The sequence below is a fragment of the Kitasatospora sp. NPDC001159 genome, assembly GCF_053598235.1.
Map to the genome: position 1 here is coordinate 1 of NZ_JBSFJV010000114.1, position 23,134 is coordinate 23,134.

The window sequence follows — 23,134 nt, forward strand, 5'->3', positions numbered from 1 at the left end:
GCTGGCCAGCGGGTCCTCCTCGTGAGGGCGGGAAGGTGCCGGTGGAGTGGGGTGGTGAAGCAGGTGAAGTATGGGGGCTGCGACCCCGATCGGGCAGCTGCGAGGGCTCAGGCTGCGGCCGGGAGCTCGTCGAGGCCCTCCTGGACGAGCTTGGCGAGGCGGTCGAGGGCCTCGCCGGCGTCGGGGGCGTCGGAGGCGAGGATGACCTCGTCGCCGCCCTGGGCGCCCAGGGCGAGGAGGCCGAGCATGGAGGCGGCGTTGACCGGGTTGCCGCCCGGCTTGGCGATGGTGATCGGCACGCCGGTGGCCGTGACGGCCCGGACGAAGATGGAGGCGGGACGGGCGTGCAGGCCCTCGGCCCAACCGATCGTGACGCGGCGCTCAGCCATGAGACGTGCCTTTCCGGTGAAGCTGGTCACGGCCGTGCTCGGGGGAGCGGGGGAAACGGCCGTGTTGTCTAGACCAGTGTTGCACGCAGGTGGCCCCGACGAACCGCCGCGTTCAGGAGTTGTGATTGTTTCTTTTCGGGGCATAAAGCCCGGCCGGCGGCCTCGTCCACCCTGCCGCGAGCACGCGACCACCGCCATTCGGCCTGCCGCCGGATAATCTGACGAATGTGGAAGACCGCGCGGTGGCGAACCCCGAGCAGCCCGACTATCCCCAGCACTGGGAAGCCGACATCCTGTTGCGCGACGGCGGTACGGCCCGGATCCGGCCGATCACCCCCGCCGACGCCGGACGGCTCGTGGAGTTCTACGAGCAGGTGTCGGACCAGTCGAAGTACTTCCGGTTCTTCGCCCCGTACCCGCGGCTCTCCGACAAGGACGTCCGCCGCTTCACCCACCACGACTTCGTCAACCGGGTCGGCCTCGCCGTGGTGATCAGGGACCGCTTCATCGCCACCGTCCGCTACGACCGGATCGACGCCGAGGGCCGCCCCTCCGACAACGGCACGGACGCCGAGGTCGCCTTCCTCGTCCAGGACGCCCACCAGGGCCGCGGCGTGGCCTCCGCTCTGCTGGAGCACATCGCCGCCGTCGCCCAGGAGCGCGGCATCCGCCGCTTCCAGGCCGAGGTGCTGCCGGAGAACCGCAAGATGGTGAAGGTCTTCACCGACGCCGGCTACACCCAGCGCCGCAGCTTCGCCGACGGCGTGGTGCACCTGGAGTTCGACCTCGAACAGACCGACCGCTCGCTCGCCGTGATGCGCGCCCGCGAGCACCGCGCCGAGGCCCGCTCGGTGCAGCGGCTGCTCACCCCGCGCTCGGTGGCCGTGGTCGGGGTCTCCCGCAACCCGCAGACCGTCGGCCGGGCCATCCTGCGGGACCTGCTGGGCAGCTTCGACACCGAGTTCGAGAGCCGGTACGAACCCAAGGGCGAGCCGCGCGCCGTCCACGCGGTCAACCGCAACGCCCCGCCCGGTACCGAGCTGGACGGCGTACCGGTCCACCGTTCGATCCTGGACATTCCCGAGCCGGTCGACCTCGCGGTGATCGCCGTCCCCGAGAGCGCCGTCCCGGCGGCCGTCGCCGAGTGCGGCGCGCGCGGGGTGCAGGGCCTGGTGGTGGTCACCGCCGGCTACGCGGAGACCGGTCCGGAGGGCCGGGACCGGCAGCGCGCCCTGGTCCGCCAGGCCCGCGCGGCGGGCATGCGGGTGGTCGGCCCGAACGCCTTCGGCCTGATCAGCACCGACCCCGAGCGTCCGCTGAACGCCTCACTCGCCCCGCACCTGCCCGACCGCGGCGGCTTCGGGATCTTCTGCCAGTCCGGCGCGATCGGCGTGGCCCTGCTGGAGGCCGCCCACAAGCGCGGCCTAGGCGTCTCCTCCTTCGCCTCGGTCGGCAACCGCGCGGACGTCTCCGGCAACGACTTCCTGCAGTACTGGGCCGAGGACGACGCCACCGAGGTGGTGCTGCTCTACCTGGAGTCCTTCGGCAACCCCCGCAAGTTCACCCGGATCGCGCGCCGCCTGGCCGCCGTCAAGCCGGTCGTCGTGGTCAAGGGCGCCCGGCACACCGGCAGCCTGCCGCCCGGCCACGCCGTCCCGGCCACCGCCACCGGCCTGCGCGACGCCACCGTGGACGCACTGTTCGAACAGGCCGGTGTGACCAGGGTGGCGACCATCACCGAGCTCTTCGACACCGGCGAACTGCTCGCCCAGCAGCCGCTGCCGCCGGGCGACCGGGTAGCCGTGGTCGGCAACTCCGACTCGCTCGGCCTGCTCACCTACGACGCCTGCCTGAGCGCCGGCCTGCGTCCGCGCACGCCCGTCGACCTCACCACGGCCGCGACCGGCGAGAACTTCCGGATCGCGCTGGACGTCGCGCTCAGCGATCCCGCCGTGGACGCCGTGATCGCCGTGGCCATCCCACCGATCGGCACCTCCGCGCACGCCTTCATGGGCGGCCGGCTGACCGGCCCGGACAACCCCGAGATGGGCTCCGACGACCCGGAGATCGCCACCGCCCTGCTCGAAGCGGGCGTGCGCGCACGGGAGTTGGGAAAGCCCCTGGTACTGGCCCACCTAGCCCTGACCGACCTGCCGGTCCGACTGCGCCCCGGGCGTATCCCGGCCTACGCGGCGCCCGAGCGCGCCGTGCACGCCCTCGCGCACGCCGTGCACTACGCCCAGTGGCGCCGCCGCACCGCGGAGGCGGAGGAGACGGCACGCGTCCCCGAGCTGGACCGGATCGACGAGCCCGGCGCCCGCGCCCTGGTGGCGACCGCGCTGAGCACCCGCGCCGCGATCGCCGCGCGCACCCAGCCCGGCGGCGCCCGGATCACCCTGGCCGAGGCCGAGGCCCAGGAACTGCTGGCCCGCTACGGCATCGACGTCTCGCCGACGCTGCCCGCCCCGGACGAGGAGAGCGCCGTCCGGGCCGCCGAACGGCTCGGCTACCCGGTGGCCCTGAAGGCAACCGCCCCGCACCTGCGCCACCGCCCCGACCTGGGCAGCGTCCGGCTCGACCTGACCGGCGAGCCGGGCCTGCGGCGCGCCCACCGCGAGCTGGACGCCCTGCTCGGCGGCGCGGCCGGGGCCCAGCTGGTGGTGCAGCGGCTGGCCCCGCGCGGGGTGGACACCGTGATCGGCGCCACGGTGGACCCGTCGGTCGGCGCGATCCTCTCCTTCGGACTGGCCGGCGCCCCGGCCGAACTGCTGGGCGACGTGGCCCACCGCCTGGTTCCGGCCACCGACCAGGACGTCGCCGGCCTGATCCGGGAGGTCCGGGCGGCGCCGCTGCTGTTCGGCTGGCGCGGGGCCGAGGCGGTGGACACCGGCGCCCTGGAGGAGCTGCTGCTGCGGGTGTCGCAGCTGGTGGACGACGTACCGGAGATCGCCTCGGTCGATCTCGAACCGGTGGTCGTGGCCCCGCACGGACTGGCGGTCCTGGGCGCGCGGGTGCGGGTCGCGCCACTGCCCGTCCGCAGCGATCTGGGCCCGCGCGCGATGAGCACGCTGTAACCTTCCTTGGTTGCGCCTGCCCGTGGGCGCTGATGTCCGAAGCTCGGCGCCGTGCCGCCCGCTTCGTCGGCGGACCATGCCAGGATGGAGTTATGGCGAAGACCGGTACCACCACTCAGGACCTGCGCTCGGCGATCGAGCGCAGCGGCTACTACCCAGCCCTGGTGTCCGAGGCGGTGGAGTCCGCGGTGGGCCCGGAGCCGATCAGCTCCTACCTGGTGCACCAGGAGACGACCTTCGACTCCAACGAGGTGCGCCGCCACGTGACGGTGCTGGTGCTGACCCCGACCCGGTTCGTGGTGAGCCACACCGACGAGCAGTCGGGCGACGCGGGCAGCCCCGCGGTGCCGTTCGCGACGACCTCGACGGAGAGCGTCCGGCTGGACCGGATCGGCTCGGTCGTGGTGAGCCGGATGGTGGCCAACCCGGAGACGTACACCCCGGGGACGCTGCCCCGCGAGGTGGTGCTGACCATCGGCTGGGGCGCCGTGCAGCGCCTGGACCTGGAGCCGGCCGGTTGCTCGGACCCGAACTGTGAGGCCGACCACGGCTACACCGGCTCGGCGACGGCTGACGACCTCTCACTGCGGGTGAGCGAGGCCGGCGACGGCCCGGAGACGGTGGCCCAGGCCCTGGTGTTCGCCCGGGCACTGTCCGACGCGACGATCAGCAACGGCCCGCGGGTCTGAGCCCCGGCTGAGTCCGCAGCTTCCGACCGCTACGAATCCGGTTCCATGTCCTTCGCACCCTCCGACGGCTACGACGCCTTCGAGATCCTTGACCCGGCCGCGGCTCCCGCGCCCCCGTACGGCAGCGGCTCGCTCTGCGACCTGCTGCCCTCGGTGGTGGCGGGCCTGGGCGTCCCGGGGTTCACCGCGACGCTGCCGATCGCCCCGGCCGACCGGGCGGTGGTGTTCCTGGTGGACGGCCTGGGCTGGGAGCTGCTGCTGCGCCACCCCGAGTACGCGCCGTTCCTGTCCTCGCTGGCCGGGAGTTCGCTGGGCGGCACCGGCCGGCCGCTGACCGCGGGCTTCCCGTCCACCACCGCGACCTCGCTGGCCTCGGTGGGCACCGGCACCCCGCCGGGCCTGCACGGCCTGGCCGGGTACACGGTGGCGGTGCCGGGCGCCGACTACCTGATGAACCAGCTGCGCTGGCAGCCGCACACCGACCCGCAGGCCTGGCAGCCGTACCCGACGGTCTTCGAGCTCACCCATCAGGCGGGAGTGGCGACCGCCCAGGTGTCCTCCCCGCTGTTCGCCCAGACCCCGCTGACCAAGGTGGCGCTGTCCGGCGGCACCTTCCTCGGCCGCACCACGGGCGAGGAGCGGATGGACCTGGCCGCCTCCTGGCTGGCCGAGCACGACCGGGCGTTGGTGTACACCTACGTCAGCGAGCTGGACGGCGCGGGCCACCGCTTCGGCGTGGACTCCGACGAGTGGCGGATGACCCTGGACGCGGTGGACCGGCTGGCCCGTCGGCTGGCCGAGCAGCTGCCGCCGCGCTCGGTGATGTACGTGACCGCGGACCACGGCATGATCGACATCGCGCCGGAGGACCGGATCGACTTCGACGAGGACTGGGAGCTCGGCGCGGGCGTCGCCCTGCTCGGCGGCGAGGGCCGGGCCCGGCACGTGTACGCCGTACCGGGCGCCGCGGCCGATGTGCACGCGGTCTGGAGCGAGGTGCTCGGTGACCGGATGTGGGTGGCCACCCGGGACCAGGCGATCGCGGCGGGCTGGTTCGGCCCGACCGTGGACGAGCGGGTGTACCGGCGGATCGGCGACGTGGTCGCCGCGGCCCGCGACGACATCGCGATCACCGCCTCCCGCAACGAGCCCGGCGAGTCCGCGATGATCGGCCTGCACGGCTCGATGACCCCGGCCGAGCAGTTCGTGCCGCTGCTCGAAGTCCGCGGCTGAGTTGGTCCGTTGACTTTCCTGTGCCCGAACCCCATTGATGTGAAAGGCCCTTGCTCCACCCATGGCTGAACTGGTGTTCTTCTCGGGCACGATGGACTGCGGCAAGTCGACGCTGGCGCTGCAGATGGACCACAACCACACCGCGCGGGGCCGGCAGGGGGTCATCCTGACCCGCAACGACCGCGCGGGCGCGGCGACCATCTCCAGCCGGCTCGGCCTGCGCGCCGAGGCGGTCGAGGTGACGGACGACTTCGACTTCCACGCGCACGTGGTGCAGCGGCTCTCGGCGGGCGGCCGGGTGGACTACCTGATCTGCGACGAAGCGCAGTTCTTCGCCGCCGAGCAGGTCGACCAACTGGCCCGGGTGGTGGACGAGCTGGACATCGACGTCTACACCTTCGGCATCACCACCGACTTCCGCACCCGGCTGTTCCCCGGTTCGCAGCGGCTGATCGAGCTGGCCGACCGGGTGGAGGTGCTCCAGGTCGAGGCCTTGTGCTGGTGCGGCGCGCGGGCGACCCACAACGCCCGGACGGTCGGCGGGGTGATGGTGGTCGAGGGCGCCCAGGTGGTGATCGGCGACATCTCGGTGAACGAGGACGAGGTCGGCTACGAGGTGCTGTGCCGTCGGCACCACCGCCGTCGGCTGACCGCCGCGACCGCCCGCGCCTCGGTGCTCTCCCCGGACGTGCTGCCCTTCGAGGAGCAGCAGGCCTGACCGCCCCGGAGGCGAGCGGGCGGGTTACAGCGCCTCGAGCACCGAGAAGTGCCCGCCCTGCGGGTCGGCCAGCCGGGCGGCCCGGCCGCGGACGGTGTCGTGCGGCTCGACCAGGACGCGGCCGCCGAGCTCGACGGCGTGACGGGCGGACAGGGCGACGTCCCGGACGGCGAAGTGGGTGCGCCAGCGCGGCGGGTGGCCGCGCAGGTCGGCGCGGTGGCGGATGCCCGCGACCGGGCGCCCGTGCACCAGGAGCGCGGACTCGCCGCCGGTGGGTCGGACCGGGCGGTCGAGCACGGCGGCGTAGAAGACGGCGGCGCCGTCCGCGTCCGGGGTGAGCAGTTCGGCCCAGACGGGTGCGCCGGGTTCCGTCCCGGCCTCCCGGCCGAGGTGCTCCTCGCCCTGCCAGAGGCCGAAGACGGCGCCGGAGACATCGGCGGCGATCGCCATCCGCCCGGCGCGTTCGGCCTGCAGCGGCCCGACGGCGACGGTCCCGCCGCACTCGCGCACCAGCTGGGTGGTGCGGTCGGCGTCGTCCACCGCGAAGTAGGTGGTCCACTGCACCGGGAAGCCGGTGGCGGTGGAGACACCGAGGCCGGCGACGGGTTCCCCGTCGAGCTCGGCCCGGACGTAGGCGCCGAGTTGGCCCGGCCCGAGGGAGTACGTCCAGCCGAGCAGCTCGCCGTAGAAGGCGCGGGCGCCGGGCAGGTCGTCGGTCAGCAGGCTGACCCAGCAGGGCGTGCCCTGGGCCAGTCGGAGTTCCACCGCGGGCAATGCGGGCCTCCTCGTGGGTGGTTGGCGCACGGAATCCTCGCGCGCGAGGGTGATGCTTCCACCCTGGCGCGCGCCCAACCCTCGGGCCGCGCGGAAAATCCGGCAAAGAGCGCACAAAGAGGGGTGGCTTGGGCGTGTTGCGCGACAATGGCCGGCATGACCACCTACAACGACGGTTCCCCGCTGATCTCCGCGGCCGAGCTGGCGGAGGCGCTCGACTCCGCGTGCCCGCCGGTGCTGCTGGACGTTCGCTACCAGCTGGTCGGCACCGCACCGGGCGGCCCGACCGCGGCCGAGGAGTACCGGGCGGGGCACCTGCCCGGTGCCCACTTCGTCGAGCTGGACCGGGACCTCGCCGCCGCGCCCGGCGCCCCCGGCCGGGGCGGGCGCCACCCGCTGCCGAGCCCGGAGGAGTTCGGCGCCGCGATGCGCCGCTTCGGGGTGAGCACCGAGCGCCCGGTCGTGGTGTACGACGGCGCGGCCTCGATGGCGGCGGCCCGGGCCTGGTGGCTGCTGCGCTGGGCCGGGCACCGGGACGTCCGGGTGCTGGACGGCGGCTTCGCGGCCTGGCGGTCGGCCGGGCTGCCGGTGACGGCGGAGCCGCCGGAGCCGGCTGAGGGCGACTTCAAGCCGGTTCCGGGCCAGCTGCCGACGGTCGACGGGGACGGCGCGGCGGCCTGGGCGCGCAGCGGCCTGTTGCTGGACGCCCGGTCGGGCGAGCGCTACCGGGGCGAGAGCGAGCCGGTGGACCCGCGGGCCGGGCACATCCCGGGTGCGGTGTCGGCGCCGACGGCCGAGAACGTGGGCCCGGACGGCCGGTTCCGGCCGGCCGCCGAACTGGCGGCCCGGTTCCGGGCGCTGGGCGCGGGCGAGCGGGAGACCGCGGTGTACTGCGGCTCGGGTGTGACGGCGGCGCACCAGATCCTGGCGCTGGCGGCGGCGGGCCTGAACGCCACGCTGTACCCGGGTTCGTGGAGCGAGTGGTCGAGCGACGAGAGCCGCCCGGTCGCGGTGACCGACCAGCCGGGCTGAGCCCGGGTCTGTCTCTCGCGTCCCCGCCTGATCGGACGAAACGCAAGAGACAGGCCCTCGGACATGCCGAAGGGGCGGGAGGCCGAGCCTCCCGCCCCTTCGGCGTCAGTCCTACTCCTGCTTCTTGCGCCGGCTGCCGAAGACGATCTCGTCCCAGCTGGGCACGGTGGCCCGGCGTCCGGGCCGGACGCCGTCCGCCTCGGCCTGCCGGTCGGTGGTGCCGACCAGGCGCTCGCGGTGCGGGGCGACGGCGCGCGGCATCAGGATGTCGGCGTAGGCCGAGCCCGCGCCGACCGCCGGGGCGGCGGCCGCGGCCGGCTCCTCGCTCTCCTCGGCGACCTCGGCGGGCACCGGTTCGATCGGGGTGGGGCCGCCGACGGCGAGGTCGCCGCGGAAGGCGGGGACCACGTCGAGCAGGCTGGTCAGCGAGTCCCGGGACTCGGCGGTGGCCTCCCGCGACTCGCGTACCTCGCGGGCCGACATGATGCGGTCGGCGGAGGGCCGGTCGATCATCGGGCGGGGCGGCCGGTCCTGGGGGAGCCGGGCGATCCGCGGGATGAACGGGAAGACCGAGTCCTCCTCGCGCTCGACGGTCTCACCGATCAGCGCGCGGGCCTCGTCGTCGTTGGGCTGGACCAGGCGCCGGGGCGGGTCGTACGTCCAGGACGCGCTGCGGCCCTCGCCGTCGGCCCGGTAGGCGAGGATGACCTCCCAGGTGCCGTCGTCGCGCCGCCAGGAGTCCCAGCGCTCGGTGTCCTTCTCGGCGCCGCGCAGCGCGAGCCGCTCGGCCACGGCCTCGCCGAGCTGCGGCCCGGGGGACTCGCCGTTGCGGCGGATGGCGGTCTTGCGGGCGCGCTCGGCCATGAAGGCACGCTCGGCGAGGACCGGTCCCTCGAAGCGGCGGACCCGGTCGACGGAGATGCCGGCGGCCTGGGCGACCTCCTCGGCGGAGGCACCGGCTCGTATCCGGGCCTGGATGTCCCGGGGACGCAGGTGGCTCTCGACCTCGATCTCGATCTGGCCGAGGCGCGGCCGGTCGCCGCGGATGGCGGCGCGCAGCCGCTCGTCGATGGGGAGGGTGTACTCCGTGCTGTCGGCAGCCTTGAGCACCAGCCGTGTGCCGTCGTTGCTGACGGCCACAACCCGCAGTTCGGGCACGGTTACCTCCCGGGTGGTGCCTGCCGACGTCACCTGCGTCGCTGCTCCCGTACTGAGTGTGGCCTGCCCAATCGCGACTGGCCACAACCTTGCTGAGTTCCCCGGCGTGTCGGGCTCACGCCCGGGCACGCCGCTGTGGCACGGTTGCCTATTTGCCACGTCATCCGTCGACGTCGCGCCTGGGTGTCCCGGCCGTCCTCGCACGAGCAGAGATCGCGACGATCCGGGACCGGCGTCGCCGTGCGTGCCCGTTCCGTGGCTCTTCGTCAAGCTGCCGGTGCAGGCACAGTCGACAAGTCGACCCAAGGCTCGGGCTTTACGAACAGTACTCCATTCGTGGCATCCGAAGGGGCGGCTCGCCGCTCAAGTCTCCCGCGATTCACGGGAATCTCAAGAGCGCATGCCCCCAATGGCGGACCACCGTCGGGTGAACGGTGATCATCTTCACACAATCCGGCGGCGGAGAACCGCATTTTCGTCCCTTGTGTCCTTCTTTGGGCAAGATGGAGTGACTTGCTCGAAGAACAGTCGTACGGACCGAGGGATGTTGATGTCGGAGCGGAGCCCCGCCGGGGAGGGCGGCAAGAAGGAGCGCAAGCGGATCGATCTGAGTGTGGCTCAGGTCGTGGCGAGTGCGTTGGCCGCGGTGGTGGGAGCGCTGCTCGCCTCCGAACTCGGGGTGTACGGCACGATCATGGGCGCGGCGGTGGTGAGTGTCGGGGCCACCACCGGCGGTGCGGTGTTCCAGCACGTCTTCAAGCGGACCGGCGAGCAGCTGCGCGAGGCGGTGGACCGGGGGCCGAACCAGGCCGCGAACTCGCTGCGCCAGGTGCCTGCGGAGGCGGAGCCGCCGGCCGGACCGCAGGTGATCACGTCGGAGTGGAACGAGCCGCAGGTGGTGCGGGCGCGCCGGCGGTGGACCTGGAAGACCTGCGCGGCGGTGTCCGGGCTGGTGTTCGTGCTGGCGATGACGCCGATCGTGGCCTTCGAGCTGGCCACCGGGCAGCCGGTGTCGGCGACGGTGAAGGGCGAGTCCGGCAACGGGACGTCCTTCGGCGGCGCGGTGGCGCCGAAGGAATCGACGCCGCAGGACGCCCCGTCGCAGCAGCCGTCCTCTGGTGGCGGCGGGCGCGGCTCGCAGGACTCGCCGTCCGGCGGTGCCTCGGCCCCGGCGACGACCCGGCCGAGCCGGGAGCCGAGCGCCACCCCGAGCGGCGGCAGCGGCGAGCACGGTGGGAGCGCCTCGCCCTCGGCGGGGCCGAGCGCGAGCCCGTCGGCCGGTTCCTTCCCGCCGCCGGGCGGCGGCGGGAAGCCCGCCGGTGAGGCCACGCCGCAGTCGCCGGTGCCGAGCAGTGCCCCGGCGAACGCGACGGTGGCCCCTCCGCCCGCCGAGACCCCCGTGGGCTAGGCCCCCAGCACCCGGCGCAGGTAGTCGTTGCCGAAGACGCGCTGCGGGTCGACCTCGTCGCGCAGCGCGGTGAAGTCGCCGAAGCGGGGGTAGACGCCGGCCAGGTACTCGGCGTCGCGGGTGTGCAGCTTGCCCCAGTGCGGGCGGCCCTGATGGGCGGTCATCAGCTCTTCGACGCCGGTGAAGTAGCCCTGGTCGACGGTGCCCCGGTAGAGGTGGACGGCGATGTAGGCGCTGTCCCGGCCGGAGGCGGTGGAGAGCCAGAGGTCGTCGGCGGGGGCGAAGCGGACCTCGACCGGGAAGCTGACCTTCCAGTCGGAGCGTTCGACCAGGGCCTTCAGCTCGCGCAGCACCTCGGCGACGGCCGCGCGCGGGACGGCGTACTCCATCTCCACGAAGCGGACCTTGCGCGGGCTGGTGAACACCCTGTACGCGGTGTCGGTGTAGCTGCGGTCGGACCAGGCGCGGCTGGCGAGCGCGGCGATCGAGGGGATGGAACGGGGGAAGCGGCGGCCGACCCGGCAGGCGCCCTCCCAGACGGTGTTGGAGAGGAAGTCGTCCTCCAGCCACTCCTTGAACCGGGGTAGCGGGGCGGCCGGGCCCTGGCTGCGGTTGTTGCGCTTGGTGGAGCAGCGGTCGGTGTGCGGGAACCAGTAGAACTCGAAGTGCTCGTTGACGGCGGTGAGGTCGTCGAGGCGTTCCAGCACCTCGTCGAAGTCCATCGGCTGCTCGTGCGCGCTCAGCAGGAAGGCCGGTTCGACGCCGAAGGTGAGCGCGGTGATCACGCCGAGGGCGCCGAGGCCGAGCCGGGCGCCCTGGAAGAGCCGGGGGTTCTCGGTGGGGGAGCAGCGCTTGACGGTGCCGTCGGCGAGGACGATCTCCAGGGCGCGGACCTGGGCGGCGAGCGAGCCGGAGTCGCGGCCGGTGCCGTGGGTGCCGGTGCTGGTGGCGCCGGCGACGGTCTGGACCTCGATGTCGCCCATGTTGGTGAGGGAGAGGCCCTCGGCGGCGAGGATCCGGTTGAGGCGGCTCAGCGGGAGGCCTGACTCGACGGTGACGGTGCCGGCCGTGCGGTCGATCTCGCGGACGGCGGTGAGCGCGTGCGGGCGGATCAGCAGGCCGTCGCCGGCCGAGGCGATGGCGGTGAAGGAGTGGCCGGAGCCGACGGCCTTGACGGTGCGGCCCCGGTCGGCGGCGCGCAGGATCTCCTTGGCCAGTTCCTCCGCGGTGCCGGGGGTGGCGGTCCGGGCGGGGAGGGCGCTCTGGTTCCCGGCCCAGTTGGTCCACCGGGTGCGGGTCGCGGTACTGGCCTGGGGCATGCTGTGCCTCCTGCTCCGTGGCCGAACGGGTCGGCGCGGTCCGGGGCGGCCTGGTCCGGCGACTCCCAGGAGACAGGCCCTACCCGCGGGTAGGGCCACGGGTAGGGCGAGATTAGTCAGTTCACCGTTCGGCGTCTACGGGTCGTCCGGCCTCTTCGGCGGCCGCCTCGGACGGTTGTTCGGCGGCGAGTCCGGCGCGCAGGCGGCCGAGTCCGGCGAGGGCGGCGAGCACCCCGAGCAGGCCGGCGGCGAGCGGCACCCAGTAGCCCGAGGCGGCGCCGGAGGCGTCGACCACCCAGCCGCCGACCGAGGATCCGAAGGCGACGCCGAGGGCGAGCCCGGTGGTGGTCCAGGCCATGCCCTCGGTGAGCTGGGCAGCCGGGACGAGTCGTTCGACCAGGGCCATCGCCGAGATCAGGGTGGGGGAGATGGCCAGGCCGGCGATCAACAGGGCGGCGCCGGCCGCCACCAGCCCGCCGATGCCGTGCATGGTGGAGGCGACGAGCAGGATCGGGACCATGCTGAGCGCCATCATCACCACGCCGACGAAGAAGCGGGTGGACAGCGGGCTCTTGAGCCTGAGCGCCCCGTAGACGATGCCGGCCAGGCCCGAGCCGACCGCCCACACGGCGAGGACGACGCTGGAGAGCCCCTTGTGGCCCTGGGCGTCGGCGAAGGCGACGGTGACGATCTCGACGGAGCCGAAGATCGCGCCGGTGGCGATGAAGGTGAGCACCAGGACGACCAGGCCGCCGTTGAGGATGGCGCTGCTGCCGCTGCGGGCGGTGGCCGGGTGGACGGGCGGCTCGGTGTTGCGCTGGGCGGTGAACAGGGCGATGCCGACGGCGAGCGCGACGACGGCGACCAGCAGGCCGGACTCGGGGAAGAGGTTGGTGGCCAGGCCGATGGCGACGATCGGGCCGACGATGAAGCAGACCTCGTCGACGACGGCCTCGAAGGAGTACGCCGTGTGTAGCTTGGCGGTGTCGTCCCGGTAGAGGTGGGCCCAGCGGGCGCGGACCATGGCGCCGGCGCTGGGCATCACGCCCAGGCCGACGGCGAAGAGGAAGAGCGTCCAGGACGGTGCGTGGAAGTGGGCGCTGAGCAGCATTCCGGCCGCCGCGGCGACGGTCAGCGCGGTGGCCGGGAGCGCGACACGGCGCTGTCCGCGTCGGTCGACCAGCCAGGAGACCGCCGGGCCGAGGGCCCCGGCGGCGATCGCCATCGTCGCCTGGACCGCGCCCGCCAGTCCGTACGACCCGGTCAGCTGGGAGAGCATGGTCACGATGCCGATGCCGGCCATGGAGATCGGCAGGCGGGCTATGAAGCCGGACGAGGAGAAGGCCACGGTGCCGGGGGAGGCGAATATTCGGCGGTAGCTGGACAGCACGGGAGCTCCGGACAGGGGGTAAGGAACAAAGCTGGTCAACACAGCTTACGTACGTTGGCAAACAGTATTTTCCGGACACCCGCGCGGCCCCGGCGCCGGGCCCCGTCCCCTCAGTGGCAGGATCGGTGCCATGTCCGACGCGCGCAAACCCTCCCCCTCCGGCGCCGCCCCGTACGACGCCCTGCTGCTGCTCTCCTTCGGCGGGCCCGAGGCCCCCGAGGAGGTCGTCCCGTTCCTGGAGAACGTCACCCGCGGCCGCGGCATCCCCAAGGAACGCCTGAAGGAGGTGGGCAAGCACTACTTCATGTTCGGCGGGGTCAGCCCGATCAACGGGCAGAACCGCGAACTGCTCGCCGCCCTGCGGAAGGACTTCGCCGAGCACGGGCTGGACCTGCCGGTGTACTGGGGCAACCGGAACTGGGCGCCCTACCTGGTGGACACCCTGCGGGAGCTGGCCGCCGACGGCCACCGCCGGATCGCCGTCCTCGCCACCAGCGCCTACGCCGGCTACTCGGGCTGTCGCCAGTACCGGGAGAACCTGGCCGACGCGCTCGCCACCCTCGCCGAGGAGGGAGGGCCGGCGCTGACCGTCGACAAGCTGCGGCACTTCTACAACCACCCCGGCTTCGTCGAGCCGATGATCGACGCCACCCTGGCCGCCCTGGAACAGCTGCCCGAGGCCGTCCGCCCCGCCGCCCGGCTGGCGTTCACCACCCACTCCATCCCGGACGCGATGGCCGAGACCTCCGGCGCCCCGGACGACCCGGCCCGCGGCACCCCCGGCGGCGCGTACGTCGCCCAGCACCTGGACGTGGCCCGGCTGATCACCGCGGCCGTCGCCGAGCGCACCGGCGTAGCCGACCGGCCGTGGCAGCTGGTGTTCCAGAGCCGCAGCGGCGCCCCGCACATCCCGTGGCTGGAACCCGACATCTGCGACCACCTGGAGGCCCAGCACGCCGACGGCGCGCCGGCCGTGGTGATGGTCCCGATCGGGTTCGTCTCCGACCACATGGAGGTCAAGTACGACCTCGACACCGAGGCCGTCGCCAAGGCCGCCGAACTCGGCCTGCCGGTGGCCCGCGCCGCCACCGTCGGCGCCGACCCGCGGTTCACCGCCGCCGTGCGCGAACTGGTCCTGGAACGGGCCGCCGTCGAGCGCGGCGGGAGCGTGACCCGCTGCGCCCTGGGCACGCTCGGCCCCAGCCACGACGTGTGCGCCGTGGCCTGCTGCCCCAACCCCCGCGCCCCCCGCCCTGCCGCCGCAGAGCGCTGACCCCTTCCGGAGGAGAACCCGTGTCCACCCCCGCCCTGCCCGACGACCGGCTCCTAGACGACCTGCTGGACGTCGCCCTGGACGCGGCCCGGCAGGCCGGCGCCCTGCTGCGCGACGGCCGCCCAGCCGACCTCGGCGTGGCCGGCACCAAGAGCAGCCCGGTCGACGTGGTGACCGCGATGGACCTCGCCTCCGAGAAGCTCCTCCTGGAGCTGATCGCCGACCGCCGCCCCGAGGACGGCTACCTCGGCGAGGAGGGCGCCGAGCGCCCCGGCACCAGCGGGGTGCGCTGGGTCGTCGACCCGCTCGACGGCACGGTCAATTACCTCTACGGGCTGCCCTCCTGGGCGGTCAGCGTGGCCGCCGAGGTGGACGGCCGCGCCGTCGTCGGGGTGGTCTACGCCCCGGCGCGCGGCGAGCTGTTCCACGCCGTCCTCGGCCGCGGCGCCCGCCTCGACGGCCGGCCGGTCTCCACCCGCCCGGCCCCGCCCTGGGGCCAGGCGCTGATCGGCACCGGCTTCAACTACGTCCAGTCGGTGCGGGTGCGCCAGGCCGAGGTGCTGCTCGCCCTGATGCCCGAGGTGCGGGACATCCGCCGGGGCGGGGCGGCCGCGGTGGACCTGTGCGACGTGGCCGCCGGGCGGTTGGACGGCTACTACGAACGCGGCCTCGCCCCCTGGGACCGCGCGGCCGGCTGCCTGATCGCCACCGAGGCCGGCGCCCTGGTCGGCGGCCGCCCCGGGCATGGCCCGGACGGCGAGCTGACCGTGGCCGCCGCCCCGGGCGTGTACGAGCCGCTGCAGGAGCGCCTGGCCGCGCTGCGCGCCTGGGCGGACTGACCGGGGGACCCCGGACATGCGAAGAGCCCTGGCATACGGGGGATGCCAGGGCCTGGGGGTTTCGCACGGCCCCCGCAGGGCCGCAGGTGCCGGAGACCGGCGTCGGGTCAGGCGGCGGTGCGGTGGCGCTCCAGCACGGTGTCCACACCGTGCTCGGCGGCCAGACGACGCAGGTCGTCCAGCTCGGACTGCTCCACCTCGGCGAGGAACTCGTCCCCGGCCTCGATCGCGCGGTGCAGGTCCTGCTCGGCGTTGGCTATGCGCTGCAGGATTCCGGCCTTGAAGGCGTCCATACGGGCCCCCTTACTGTGTCGGACGTGCACGGTCGTACGTTCTCCGCCCCGAGGAGGTCAAGCCAGCGAAAGCGTCCGGGCCGGCGGGTGGTGGATCTCCGGTCGGGCGCGGAGACGGCCTTCGGCCGCTCCCGGTGACATCCCAGCCCCAGGGCCGGCGCGGATGAACGCACGGCGGGTGGGTGCGATCGGCCAACAGCCAGATCGCGGGTGTGCAGCTGTCCTCCCCGCCCGGAGGCCGGGGAAACCTCCTGCCGCAAGAAAGTTGCCCGTGTCACATTCCAAGCGGAGCGGTCCCGGCACGAACGGTCACCGGCGGGGGGCTCCGCTCCGTGCCTGAGCGGCAGCTTATCGCTGCTTTACCGCAGGACCAGGCAGGATGGAGGCACCGTCGGAGCCGTGCGTCCGCTTCCGGGGCCGGCCTGGAGAAGGGACAACGACCGTGCGGGTTCTCGTCGTCGAGGACGAGCAGCTGCTTGCCGAGGCCGTCGCGACCGGCCTGCGCCGCGAGGCGATGGCCGTGGACGTGGTGTACGACGGGGAGGCCGCGCTCCAGCGCATCGCGGTCAACGACTACGACGTGGTCGTCCTGGACCGCGACCTCCCGCTGGTGCACGGCGACGACGTGTGCCGCAAGGTGGTCGAGCAGGGACTGGCCACCCGGGTGATCATGCTGACCGCCTCCGGCGACATCAGCGACCGGGTCGAGGGCCTGGAGATCGGCGCGGACGACTACCTTCCGAAGCCGTTCGCCTTCAGCGAACTCGTCGCCCGGGTCCGGGCGCTGGGCCGCCGCGCGACCATCCCGCTGCCCCCGGTGCTGGAGCGGGCCGGCATCTCGCTCGACCCCGGCCGGCGCGAGGTGATCCGCGACGGACGCACCGTCCAGCTCGCCCCCAAGGAGTTCGCCGTCCTGGAGGTGCTGATGCGGGCCGGCGGCGCCGTCGTCTCCGCCGAGCAGCTGCTGGAGAAGGCCTGGGACGAGCACACCGACCCGTTCACCAACGTCGTGCGCGTCACCGTGATGACGCTGCGCCGCAAGCTCGGCGACCCGCCGGTGATCGTCACCGTGCCCGGTTCCGGCTACCGGATCTGACTGGAACACGCCCCCCGGAAGTCCCCCCGAGGACTCCCCGCCGCACCCCGCGCCCGCCCCGGCGGACGCCCCGAGAGGACCATCATGACCACCCCGCCCCCGGTCGGCGGGCCCTCCGGCGCGCCCGCCGGCGGCCCGCGCCCCGTCCCGCCGAAGCCCGTCCTGCCGCCGCGCCAGCCCCGCCAGGACACGTACGTGCCCGGCGACGGGATGCTCGCCTGGCTGCCGTTCCGCCCCACCATCCGGATGCGGCTGACCCTGCTCTACGGCGGGATGTTCCTGATGGCCGGCGTCGTGCTGCTGCTGCTGATGTACTTCTTCGTCCGGCAGGCGCTGCACGACGTGGCGCCGCAGCAGTTCAACTTCACCGTGCTCAACCCCAACGGCAGCGTGTCGTCGACCTTCTACGTCAACGGCCGCCCGATGTCCAGCGACCAGCTGAACGAGGCGCTCGCCTCGATCCACGAGTCCCGCTCCACCTCGGCGCTCAACACGCTGCTGCAGAAGTCGCTCACCGTGCTGGTCTGCCTCGCCGTGATCGCCTTCGCGGCCGGCTACGCGATGGCCGGCCGGGTGCTGCGCCCGCTCGGCCGGATCACCCGTACCGCCCGCGACGTCGCCTCCTCCGACCTGCACCGCCGGATCGAGCTGGACGGGCCGGACGACGAGCTCAAGGAGCTCGCCGACACCTTCGACGGCATGCTGGACCGGCTGGACCGCTCCTTCGACTCCCAGCGCCGCTTCGTCGCCAACGCCTCGCACGAGCTGCGCACCCCGTTGGCGATCAACCGCACCCTGCTGGAGGTCCAGCTCTCCGACCCGGCCGCCTCGCCCGACCTCCAGCAGCTCGGCAAGACCCTGCTGGCCACCAACGAGCGCAGCGAACAGCTGGTCGAGGGCCTGCTGCTGCTCGCCCGCAGCGAGAACGAGCTGACCGACCGCCGCCCGGTGGAGCTGTCCGAGGTTGCCACCCGGGCGCTGGAGCAGACCCGGGGCGAGGCCGACAAGCGCGAGGTCGAGCTGCGCTCGAAGCTCGATCCGGCCGTGGTCGCGGGCAACGGCGTGTTGCTGGAGCGGCTCGCGCTCAACCTGCTGCAGAACGCCGTCCGCTACAACACCCCCGGTGGCTGGGTCGAGCTGGCCACCGCCGAGGTGCCGGGCGGCGGCGAGCTGGTGGTCTCCAACACCGGCCCGGTGGTGCCCGGGTACGAGCTGGAGCACATCTTCGAGCCGTTCCGCCGGATCAAGGGCGCCGACCGCACCCGCAGCGACAAGGGGGTCGGGCTCGGCCTGTCCATCGTCCGCTCGGTGGTGCACGCCCACGGCGGCACCATCGAGGCCACCTCGCGCGCCGGCGGCGGCCTCACCATGCGGGTGCGCATTCCCACGCCGTAACGGATCCCCCGGGTCGTCATGTTCCGTGGGCGACTGTTTTCAGCCGCCCCCGTCAGGCCTGTCAAGACGACATAAGGCCTGCCGGGGGCGGCTTGTCATTTCCGGCCCGGGCAACTTACGGTGTCGTAACCTACGCAACCGTAAGTGCGTCCGCCGGTGTGCCCCGCCGACGGCTCCGTACCGCGTGTGCCCGCCCTACGCGCCCGTCCCGCGCGTGCCCGTCCCCCAGGAGCAAGACCGTGACCATCGCCCCTGTGCAGAGCAGCACCTCGCTCGGATCGAGCGGCTGGACCGACACGCGGCTGATCCTGGCCCTCGAAGAGGTCGTGGAGAACGAGCTCAACCGCCACCTGGGCGTAGCCAAGGAGTGGATGCCGCACGAGTTCGTCCCGTGGAGCCAGGGCCGCGACTTCGACGGCGTGCTGGGCGGCGAGGCCTGGAACGTCGAGCAGTCCAAGGTGACCCCGCTCGGACGGGTGTCACTGGTGGTGAACCTGCTGACCGAGGACAACCTCCCCAGCTACCACCACGAGATCGCGACCATGTTCGGCCGTGAGGGTGCCTGGGGCACCTGGGTGCACCGCTGGACCGCCGAGGAGGGCCGGCACGGCATAGCCATCCGCGACTTCCTGCTCGCCACCCGGGCCGTCGACCCGGTGGAGCTGGAGCGGGCCCGGATGAACCACATGTCGGAGGGCTTCGAGTCCGACAACGCGCACAGCATGCTGCACTCGGTCGCGTACGTGGCCTTCCAGGAGCTGGCCACCCGCATCGCGCACCGCAACACCGGCAAGTTCGCCGGGGACCCGCTGTGCGAGCAGCTGCTGGCGAAGATCGCCAACGACGAGAACCTGCACATGGTCTTCTACCGGAACCTGCTGAAGGCCGCCCTGGAGATCGCCCCTGACCAGGCCATGCGCGCCATCGCCGACGTGGTCACCAACTTCCGGATGCCCGGCCACGGCATCCCCGGCTTCGAGCGCGCCGCCGCGCAGATCGCCCTCGGCGGGGTGTACAACCTCCGCATCCACCACGACGACGTGCTGCAGCCGGTGCTGCGCAACCTGCGCGTGATGGAGATCGGCGGCCTCGGCCCGGAGGGCATGGTGGCCCAGAACGAGCTGGGTGTGTTCCTGGACGGGCTGGACGCGCAGGCGCGCAAGTTCGAGGAGCGCCAGGCCGCGATACTGGCGCGCCGGGCGGCCCGCCGCGCCGCCGAGTAGGGGCTCCGGCGGCCCTTCGCCGGGAGGTCGGAGTGGGTGGATTTTCCGTGATTTGCCCAGGAAAATTTCGAACGTGACCAAGCTCACGCCGTATCGCTCCCTGGCGTCAGGCAACCCCGGAGAGTGATCACCCTGTTGGGGGTGTCGATCGCCGTCCGTAACTGGATTCCGACCTGCGGGCGGTCCGAAGGATTGGTCGGCATCCCTGGTGGGCAAGGGATTCGGCGGACACCAGTACGGTCTTCGCTCACTGAGCGTCGCGGCCACGGCGGGCGTGCGGGGGGTCGGTGATGGCCCAGCGTGAGGCCTCCCGCGCCCCAAGGGATCACCCCAACGGAGCCCTGGCTGAGTGTCGATTGAGTAACAGGGCTTGAAGTAAGGCAAAATCTCCGCCTCGGGTCGGGCACAAGACCGACCTCCCATGCGTTACGTGCGCTGGAGATACCGCACACACCGCACAACCCGGAGGGGGAGAGCGAAAAATGGCAACGGACTACGACACCCCACGCAAGACTGACGACGAGCTCAACGAGGACAGCATCGAGGAACTCAAGGCTCGGCGGAACGACAAGGGCGGCAGCTCTGTCGACGTCGACGAGTTCGAGGCTGCCGAGGGCATGGAGCTCCCCGGTGCCGACCTCTCGAACGAGGAGCTCGCCGTCCGGGTGCTGCCGAAGCAGGCCGACGAGTTCACCTGCATGAGCTGCTTCCTGGTGCACCACCGCAGCCAGCTCTACAGCGAGAAGAACGGCAACCCGATCTGCCGGGACTGCGGCGCCTGAGCGCCGTAGCGGACAGCGCCCGGTGCCCGCGGCTCCCGCGGGACCGGCACAACGCCCCTTCCGGCCCCGGGCAGCGGGGCCGGACGGCAGGTCCGCGGACCGTTCACAGGGACGGGCCCGGGAGGACGGAGTCGTTCGGCGGCGCACAGGCACTCAAGGCCTCGACCGGTACAGCACCGGCCAGTAGGGCGTCGGCCAGGACAAAGTCGTAGGGACGGTCCCGCAGCAGCGGAACCGTCCCTCTCGGTTTTCTCGGCCTTCTCGCCCCGGGTCGCGCCCGTTACGTCCGGGCGCCGCGCCGGGCCTCCTCCAGCGCGTCGGCCAGCTTCATCGGCGAGCGGGTCGACAGGTAGAGGTAGGGCGTCGGGTCGGCCGGGTCGTCCACCTCGACCCGCAGCGCCGTCGGGACGTAGCTGCGCAGCAGCATGAAGGCGCGGGGGTCGGCCTTCGGACCGCGCCAAGCCGTGGCCTCGGAGGGGCTCAGCGCGTGCGCGGCGCCCAGCGCTTCCACCGGGATCCGGGCCGGTCCGGCCACCAGCGAGCCCTGCACCACGCGGATCCGGGCCGAGCCGTAGCTGCTGATCGCCACCGCGCCGACGGCGATGCCGACCACCAGGCCGATCAACGCGGCCGGGCCGCTGACCCGGATCAGGATCAGCGCGAGGGTGAGACCGACTGCGACCGGGAGCAGCCACCAGGAGCGCGGCACCGTGAGGCGTTCGTCGTACATGCCTCCATTGTGGGCGCCCTGACGCCGGGGGCGGGACGCCACCCCCACCGGAGGCCTTGCTACCCCTGGGTAGGGTGGGTCGGCGTGACCGGTACGACATCCCCCACCACCCCCACCGACCCGCTGGCGCCCGCGCTGCCGCCGACCCCGACCACCCCGCCGCCGGACGCCGCCCTGCCGGCGCGCGCACCCGAGGCGCCCGCCCCCGGCACCCGGCTCGGCGCCCACTACGAGCACTGCTTCGGCTGCGGCCCGCAGCACCCCGGCGGCCTGCGGATCGACGCGGTCGCCGGCGAGGGGCTCGACGTCACCGCCGAATTCACCGTCCGGGACGTCCACCAGGGCGGCCCTGGGTTGGCCCATGGCGGCGTGCTGACAACAGCGATGGACGAGACCCTCGGCACGCTCAGCTGGCTGCTGCACGCCCCCGCGGTGACCGGCCGGCTGGAGACCGACTTCCTCCGCCCGGTGCCCGTCGACTCGGTGCTGCACCTGCGCGCCTGGATCACCGGCGTGCACGGCCGCAAGATCTACAGCGCCGCCGAGGCGCGGATCGGCGGGCCGGACGGACCGGTCGCCGTGCGTGCTCAGGCGCTCTTCATCCAGGTGAAGCTGGAACACTTCACCACGCACGGTCGTCCCGAGGACATCGAGAAGGTCCTCGACGACCCGGATCTGATGAAGCGCGCACGAGCCTTTGAGGTGAACCCTTGAGCGAGACCCCCCGCCCGCCGCTGGACGTCCTGATCAGGCGCGTCGACCCCGAGCTGCCCCTGCCCGAGTACGCGCAGCCCGGGGACGCCGGTGCCGATCTGCGCACCACCGTCGACGCCGAGCTGGCCCCCGGTGAGCGGGCGGTGCTCCCCACCGGCGTCGCCATCGCGCTCCCGGACGGCTACGCGGCCTTCGTCCACCCCCGCTCCGGGCTCGCAGCTCGGTGCGGAGTTGCGCTCGTGAACGCCCCGGGGACGGTCGATGCCGGGTACCGTGGAGAGATCAAGGTGATCGTCGTCAATCTGGACCCGCGCGAGGGGGTCAGCTTCCGCCGAGGGGACCGGATCGCCCAGCTGGTCATCCAGCAGGTCGAGAAGGCCCGCTTCCACGAAGTGGCCGAGCTGCCCGGGTCGGCACGCGCTGAGGGTGGGTTCGGGTCGACCGGTGGCCACGCCGCGGTCTAGCATTCCCGCGGCCTCGCAGGAAGCCGAGCAGGTATTCGCATCGGTCTTGGACCGGGAAGGACAGTGACCGTGTTCCGTCGTCGCCAGAAGAGCGAGGACGCTGTCGAGCAGCTCGCCGACGACGCCATCAGCGCCGACGAGACGGCCGATGACGTCGAAGGTTCCGCCGAGAGCGAGAACGTGACCGAGCTGGACCCGGCCGACAAGGTCGGCCTGCCGCCGGCCCCGCGGCCGGACGGCCCGTGGGACCACTCCGAGCTGGAGAACCCCGAGGAGGGCCGCGTCGACCTCGGGGGTCTGCTGGTCCCCGGTGTCGAGGGCATGGAGCTGCGCGTCGAGGTCGCCGGTGACGCGATCGTCGCCGCCACCCTCGTGCTCGGCAACAGCGCCATCCAGCTCCAGGCCTTCGCGGCCCCCAAGTCGGAGGGCATCTGGGGGGAGGTCCGCGAGGAGATCGCCAACGGCATCACCTCGCAGGGCGGCCTCGTGGACGAGGAGGAGGGCCCGCTCGGCTGGCACCTCCGCGCCCAGGTCCCGGTGCAGCTCCCGGACGGCACCCAGGGTGTGCAGCTGGTGCGCTTCGTCGGTTGCGACGGCCCGCGCTGGTTCCTGCGTGGTGTGATCTCGGGCCAGGCCGCCGTGCAGCCCGAGATGGCCGGCATCCTGGAGCAGGTCTTCCGCCAGACCGTCGTCGTGCGCGGTGAGAGCCCGATGGCGCCCCGCGACCCGATCGTGCTGAAGCTTCCCGAGGACGCCCAGATGGTTGCCGACGGTGGCGGGGCTGCTGCCGCCGCCGGCGAGGGCGAGAGCCGCTTCGGCGGCACCGCGCTCGACCCGTTCGCGCGTGGCCCGGAGATCACCGAGGTCCGTTGATCCGGGCCCGCTGATCCGGTTCGCCGGATCTGATCGCCGTCACATCGCCCCCGCCCGGAACCCCCGGCGGGGGCGATTTGCATGTGGCGGGTCGGTCCCCGTACAGTTCCGGAGTCGCCGCGGGAGACCGGGGCGGCAAAGCGGAAAGCGAATCCGATGAATGAAACTCCGGAAAACGGAGCGGAAAACATCTGATAAGCTGGAAACACGAAAGAACGAAGCGCCCGGAGGGCCCGCTGGAAGGCGGCCTGAAGGAAGTGTCCGTTCC

22 protein-coding genes are annotated in these 23,134 nt (G+C 73.0%); 15 read left to right on the plus strand and 7 right to left on the minus strand.

What is annotated here, in order from left to right:
* Positions 1 to 107 precede the first annotated feature (107 nt).
* Positions 108 to 389, minus strand: a complete 282-nt coding sequence (locus ACWC9T_RS35400) for an HPr family phosphocarrier protein (RefSeq protein ID WP_449825159.1) — start codon at positions 387 to 389, stop codon at positions 108 to 110.
* Positions 390 to 616: 227 nt separating this feature from the next.
* Here ACWC9T_RS35400 and ACWC9T_RS35405 point away from each other — a divergent pair, with 227 nt between their 5' ends.
* From ACWC9T_RS35405 to ACWC9T_RS35420, 4 genes are all read left to right on the plus strand, one after another.
* Positions 617 to 3,463, plus strand: a complete 2,847-nt coding sequence (locus tag ACWC9T_RS35405) for a bifunctional acetate--CoA ligase family protein/GNAT family N-acetyltransferase (protein ID WP_449825160.1) — start codon at positions 617 to 619, stop codon at positions 3,461 to 3,463.
* Between the two features lie 92 nt (positions 3,464 to 3,555).
* Positions 3,556 to 4,152, plus strand: a complete 597-nt coding sequence (locus tag ACWC9T_RS35410) for a DUF5998 family protein (protein ID WP_449825161.1) — start codon at positions 3,556 to 3,558, stop codon at positions 4,150 to 4,152.
* Positions 4,153 to 4,197: 45 nt separating this feature from the next.
* Entirely contained in the window at positions 4,198 to 5,385 is a 1,188-nt protein-coding gene (locus tag ACWC9T_RS35415) for an alkaline phosphatase family protein (RefSeq protein ID WP_449825162.1), read from the plus strand.
* Positions 5,386 to 5,446: 61 nt separating this feature from the next.
* A complete protein-coding gene (locus ACWC9T_RS35420) occupies positions 5,447 to 6,103 on the plus strand; it encodes a thymidine kinase (protein WP_396252030.1) in 657 nt (218 codons plus the stop codon).
* A 24-nt stretch (positions 6,104 to 6,127) separates the two neighbouring features.
* Here ACWC9T_RS35420 and ACWC9T_RS35425 read toward each other — a convergent pair whose 3' ends face one another.
* Positions 6,128 to 6,868: a VOC family protein gene (locus ACWC9T_RS35425; protein WP_449825174.1), complete on the minus strand. Its 741-nt coding sequence runs from the start codon at positions 6,866 to 6,868 to the stop codon at positions 6,128 to 6,130.
* Positions 6,869 to 7,033: 165 nt separating this feature from the next.
* Between ACWC9T_RS35425 and ACWC9T_RS35430 the strand changes: the two genes are divergently transcribed.
* Positions 7,034 to 7,909 carry a sulfurtransferase gene (locus ACWC9T_RS35430; protein WP_449825163.1) on the plus strand — a complete coding sequence of 292 codons (876 nt, stop codon included), beginning with the start codon at positions 7,034 to 7,036 and terminating at the stop codon, positions 7,907 to 7,909.
* A 111-nt stretch (positions 7,910 to 8,020) separates the two neighbouring features.
* Here the strand turns inward: ACWC9T_RS35430 and sepH are convergent, their stop codons facing one another.
* Positions 8,021 to 9,100, minus strand: coding sequence for a septation protein SepH (gene sepH / locus ACWC9T_RS35435; protein ID WP_449825164.1), 1,080 nt, complete (start codon positions 9,098 to 9,100; stop codon positions 8,021 to 8,023).
* A gap of 517 nt (positions 9,101 to 9,617) precedes the next feature.
* Here sepH and ACWC9T_RS35440 point away from each other — a divergent pair.
* Entirely contained in the window at positions 9,618 to 10,475 is an 858-nt protein-coding gene (locus ACWC9T_RS35440) for a hypothetical protein (RefSeq protein WP_449825165.1), read from the plus strand.
* Here ACWC9T_RS35440 and ACWC9T_RS35445 read toward each other — a convergent pair.
* Both ACWC9T_RS35445 and ACWC9T_RS35450 read right to left on the minus strand, forming a co-directional pair.
* The gene (locus tag ACWC9T_RS35445) at positions 10,472 to 11,794 is read right to left on the minus strand and encodes a D-arabinono-1,4-lactone oxidase (RefSeq protein WP_449825166.1); all 1,323 of its coding nucleotides are present in this window, start codon (positions 11,792 to 11,794) and stop codon (positions 10,472 to 10,474) included. The genes ACWC9T_RS35440 and ACWC9T_RS35445 overlap by 4 nt on opposite strands.
* A gap of 121 nt (positions 11,795 to 11,915) precedes the next feature.
* On the minus strand, positions 11,916 to 13,184 hold the full coding sequence (locus ACWC9T_RS35450; protein ID WP_449825167.1) for an MFS transporter: 1,269 nt from the start codon (positions 13,182 to 13,184) through the stop codon (positions 11,916 to 11,918).
* A 130-nt stretch (positions 13,185 to 13,314) separates the two neighbouring features.
* On the opposite strand from ACWC9T_RS35450, the gene ACWC9T_RS35455 reads away from it, so the two are divergent.
* Together ACWC9T_RS35455 and ACWC9T_RS35460 are read left to right on the plus strand one after the other, a co-directional pair.
* Positions 13,315 to 14,457 (plus strand): ferrochelatase, encoded by a 1,143-nt coding sequence (locus ACWC9T_RS35455; protein WP_449825168.1) that lies wholly within the window; start codon positions 13,315 to 13,317, stop codon positions 14,455 to 14,457.
* Between the two features lie 20 nt (positions 14,458 to 14,477).
* Positions 14,478 to 15,296 (plus strand): inositol monophosphatase family protein, encoded by an 819-nt coding sequence (locus ACWC9T_RS35460; RefSeq protein ID WP_449825169.1) that lies wholly within the window; start codon positions 14,478 to 14,480, stop codon positions 15,294 to 15,296.
* Between the two features lie 107 nt (positions 15,297 to 15,403).
* Here ACWC9T_RS35460 and ACWC9T_RS35465 read toward each other — a convergent pair whose 3' ends face one another.
* A complete protein-coding gene (locus ACWC9T_RS35465) occupies positions 15,404 to 15,589 on the minus strand; it encodes a hypothetical protein (protein WP_030057688.1) in 186 nt (61 codons plus the stop codon).
* Positions 15,590 to 16,031: 442 nt separating this feature from the next.
* On the opposite strand from ACWC9T_RS35465, the gene ACWC9T_RS35470 reads away from it, so the two are divergent.
* From ACWC9T_RS35470 to ACWC9T_RS35485, 4 genes are all read left to right on the plus strand, one after another.
* Positions 16,032 to 16,685, plus strand: coding sequence for a response regulator transcription factor (locus tag ACWC9T_RS35470; RefSeq protein WP_030057689.1), 654 nt, complete (start codon positions 16,032 to 16,034; stop codon positions 16,683 to 16,685).
* Between the two features lie 84 nt (positions 16,686 to 16,769).
* A complete protein-coding gene (locus tag ACWC9T_RS35475) occupies positions 16,770 to 18,080 on the plus strand; it encodes a sensor histidine kinase (RefSeq protein WP_449825170.1) in 1,311 nt (436 codons plus the stop codon).
* Between the two features lie 239 nt (positions 18,081 to 18,319).
* Positions 18,320 to 19,303, plus strand: coding sequence for an acyl-ACP desaturase (locus ACWC9T_RS35480; protein ID WP_449825171.1), 984 nt, complete (start codon positions 18,320 to 18,322; stop codon positions 19,301 to 19,303).
* Between the two features lie 482 nt (positions 19,304 to 19,785).
* Positions 19,786 to 20,085 carry a DUF4193 domain-containing protein gene (locus ACWC9T_RS35485; RefSeq protein WP_189922429.1) on the plus strand — a complete coding sequence of 100 codons (300 nt, stop codon included), beginning with the start codon at positions 19,786 to 19,788 and terminating at the stop codon, positions 20,083 to 20,085.
* Positions 20,086 to 20,365: 280 nt separating this feature from the next.
* Here ACWC9T_RS35485 and ACWC9T_RS35490 read toward each other — a convergent pair whose 3' ends face one another.
* Positions 20,366 to 20,815 carry a DUF3093 domain-containing protein gene (locus tag ACWC9T_RS35490; protein WP_449825172.1) on the minus strand — a complete coding sequence of 150 codons (450 nt, stop codon included), beginning with the start codon at positions 20,813 to 20,815 and terminating at the stop codon, positions 20,366 to 20,368.
* A 135-nt stretch (positions 20,816 to 20,950) separates the two neighbouring features.
* On the opposite strand from ACWC9T_RS35490, the gene ACWC9T_RS35495 reads away from it, so the two are divergent.
* The 3 genes from ACWC9T_RS35495 (at position 20,951) to ACWC9T_RS35505 (ending at position 22,866) form a co-directional block, all read left to right on the plus strand.
* On the plus strand, positions 20,951 to 21,529 hold the full coding sequence (locus ACWC9T_RS35495) for a PaaI family thioesterase (protein ID WP_449825175.1): 579 nt from the start codon (positions 20,951 to 20,953) through the stop codon (positions 21,527 to 21,529).
* Positions 21,526 to 21,993: a dUTP diphosphatase gene (dut, locus tag ACWC9T_RS35500; RefSeq protein WP_396252040.1), complete on the plus strand. Its 468-nt coding sequence runs from the start codon at positions 21,526 to 21,528 to the stop codon at positions 21,991 to 21,993. The genes ACWC9T_RS35495 and dut overlap by 4 nt, the downstream gene beginning before the upstream one ends.
* 69 nt (positions 21,994 to 22,062) lie before the next feature.
* Positions 22,063 to 22,866, plus strand: a complete 804-nt coding sequence (locus ACWC9T_RS35505) for a DUF3710 domain-containing protein (RefSeq protein WP_449825173.1) — start codon at positions 22,063 to 22,065, stop codon at positions 22,864 to 22,866.
* Positions 22,867 to 23,134 lie beyond the last annotated feature (268 nt).

What these genes read in the sequence shown, in the direction of transcription:
- ACWC9T_RS35400 (WP_449825159.1), bottom strand. Translation starts at nt 389, where the DNA reads ATGGCTGAGCGCCGCGTCACGATCGGTTGGGCCGAGGGCCTGCACGCC.
- ACWC9T_RS35410 (WP_449825161.1), top strand. Translation starts at nt 3,556, where the DNA reads ATGGCGAAGACCGGTACCACCACTCAGGACCTGCGCTCGGCGATCGAG.
- ACWC9T_RS35415 (WP_449825162.1), top strand. Translation starts at nt 4,198, where the DNA reads ATGTCCTTCGCACCCTCCGACGGCTACGACGCCTTCGAGATCCTTGAC.
- ACWC9T_RS35420 (WP_396252030.1), top strand. Translation starts at nt 5,447, where the DNA reads ATGGCTGAACTGGTGTTCTTCTCGGGCACGATGGACTGCGGCAAGTCG.
- ACWC9T_RS35430 (WP_449825163.1), top strand. Translation starts at nt 7,034, where the DNA reads ATGACCACCTACAACGACGGTTCCCCGCTGATCTCCGCGGCCGAGCTG.
- ACWC9T_RS35440 (WP_449825165.1), top strand. Translation starts at nt 9,618, where the DNA reads ATGTCGGAGCGGAGCCCCGCCGGGGAGGGCGGCAAGAAGGAGCGCAAG.
- ACWC9T_RS35445 (WP_449825166.1), bottom strand. Translation starts at nt 11,794, where the DNA reads ATGCCCCAGGCCAGTACCGCGACCCGCACCCGGTGGACCAACTGGGCC.
- ACWC9T_RS35455 (WP_449825168.1), top strand. Translation starts at nt 13,315, where the DNA reads ATGTCCGACGCGCGCAAACCCTCCCCCTCCGGCGCCGCCCCGTACGAC.
- ACWC9T_RS35465 (WP_030057688.1), bottom strand. Translation starts at nt 15,589, where the DNA reads ATGGACGCCTTCAAGGCCGGAATCCTGCAGCGCATAGCCAACGCCGAG.
- ACWC9T_RS35475 (WP_449825170.1), top strand. Translation starts at nt 16,770, where the DNA reads ATGACCACCCCGCCCCCGGTCGGCGGGCCCTCCGGCGCGCCCGCCGGC.
- ACWC9T_RS35485 (WP_189922429.1), top strand. Translation starts at nt 19,786, where the DNA reads ATGGCAACGGACTACGACACCCCACGCAAGACTGACGACGAGCTCAAC.
- ACWC9T_RS35490 (WP_449825172.1), bottom strand. Translation starts at nt 20,815, where the DNA reads ATGTACGACGAACGCCTCACGGTGCCGCGCTCCTGGTGGCTGCTCCCG.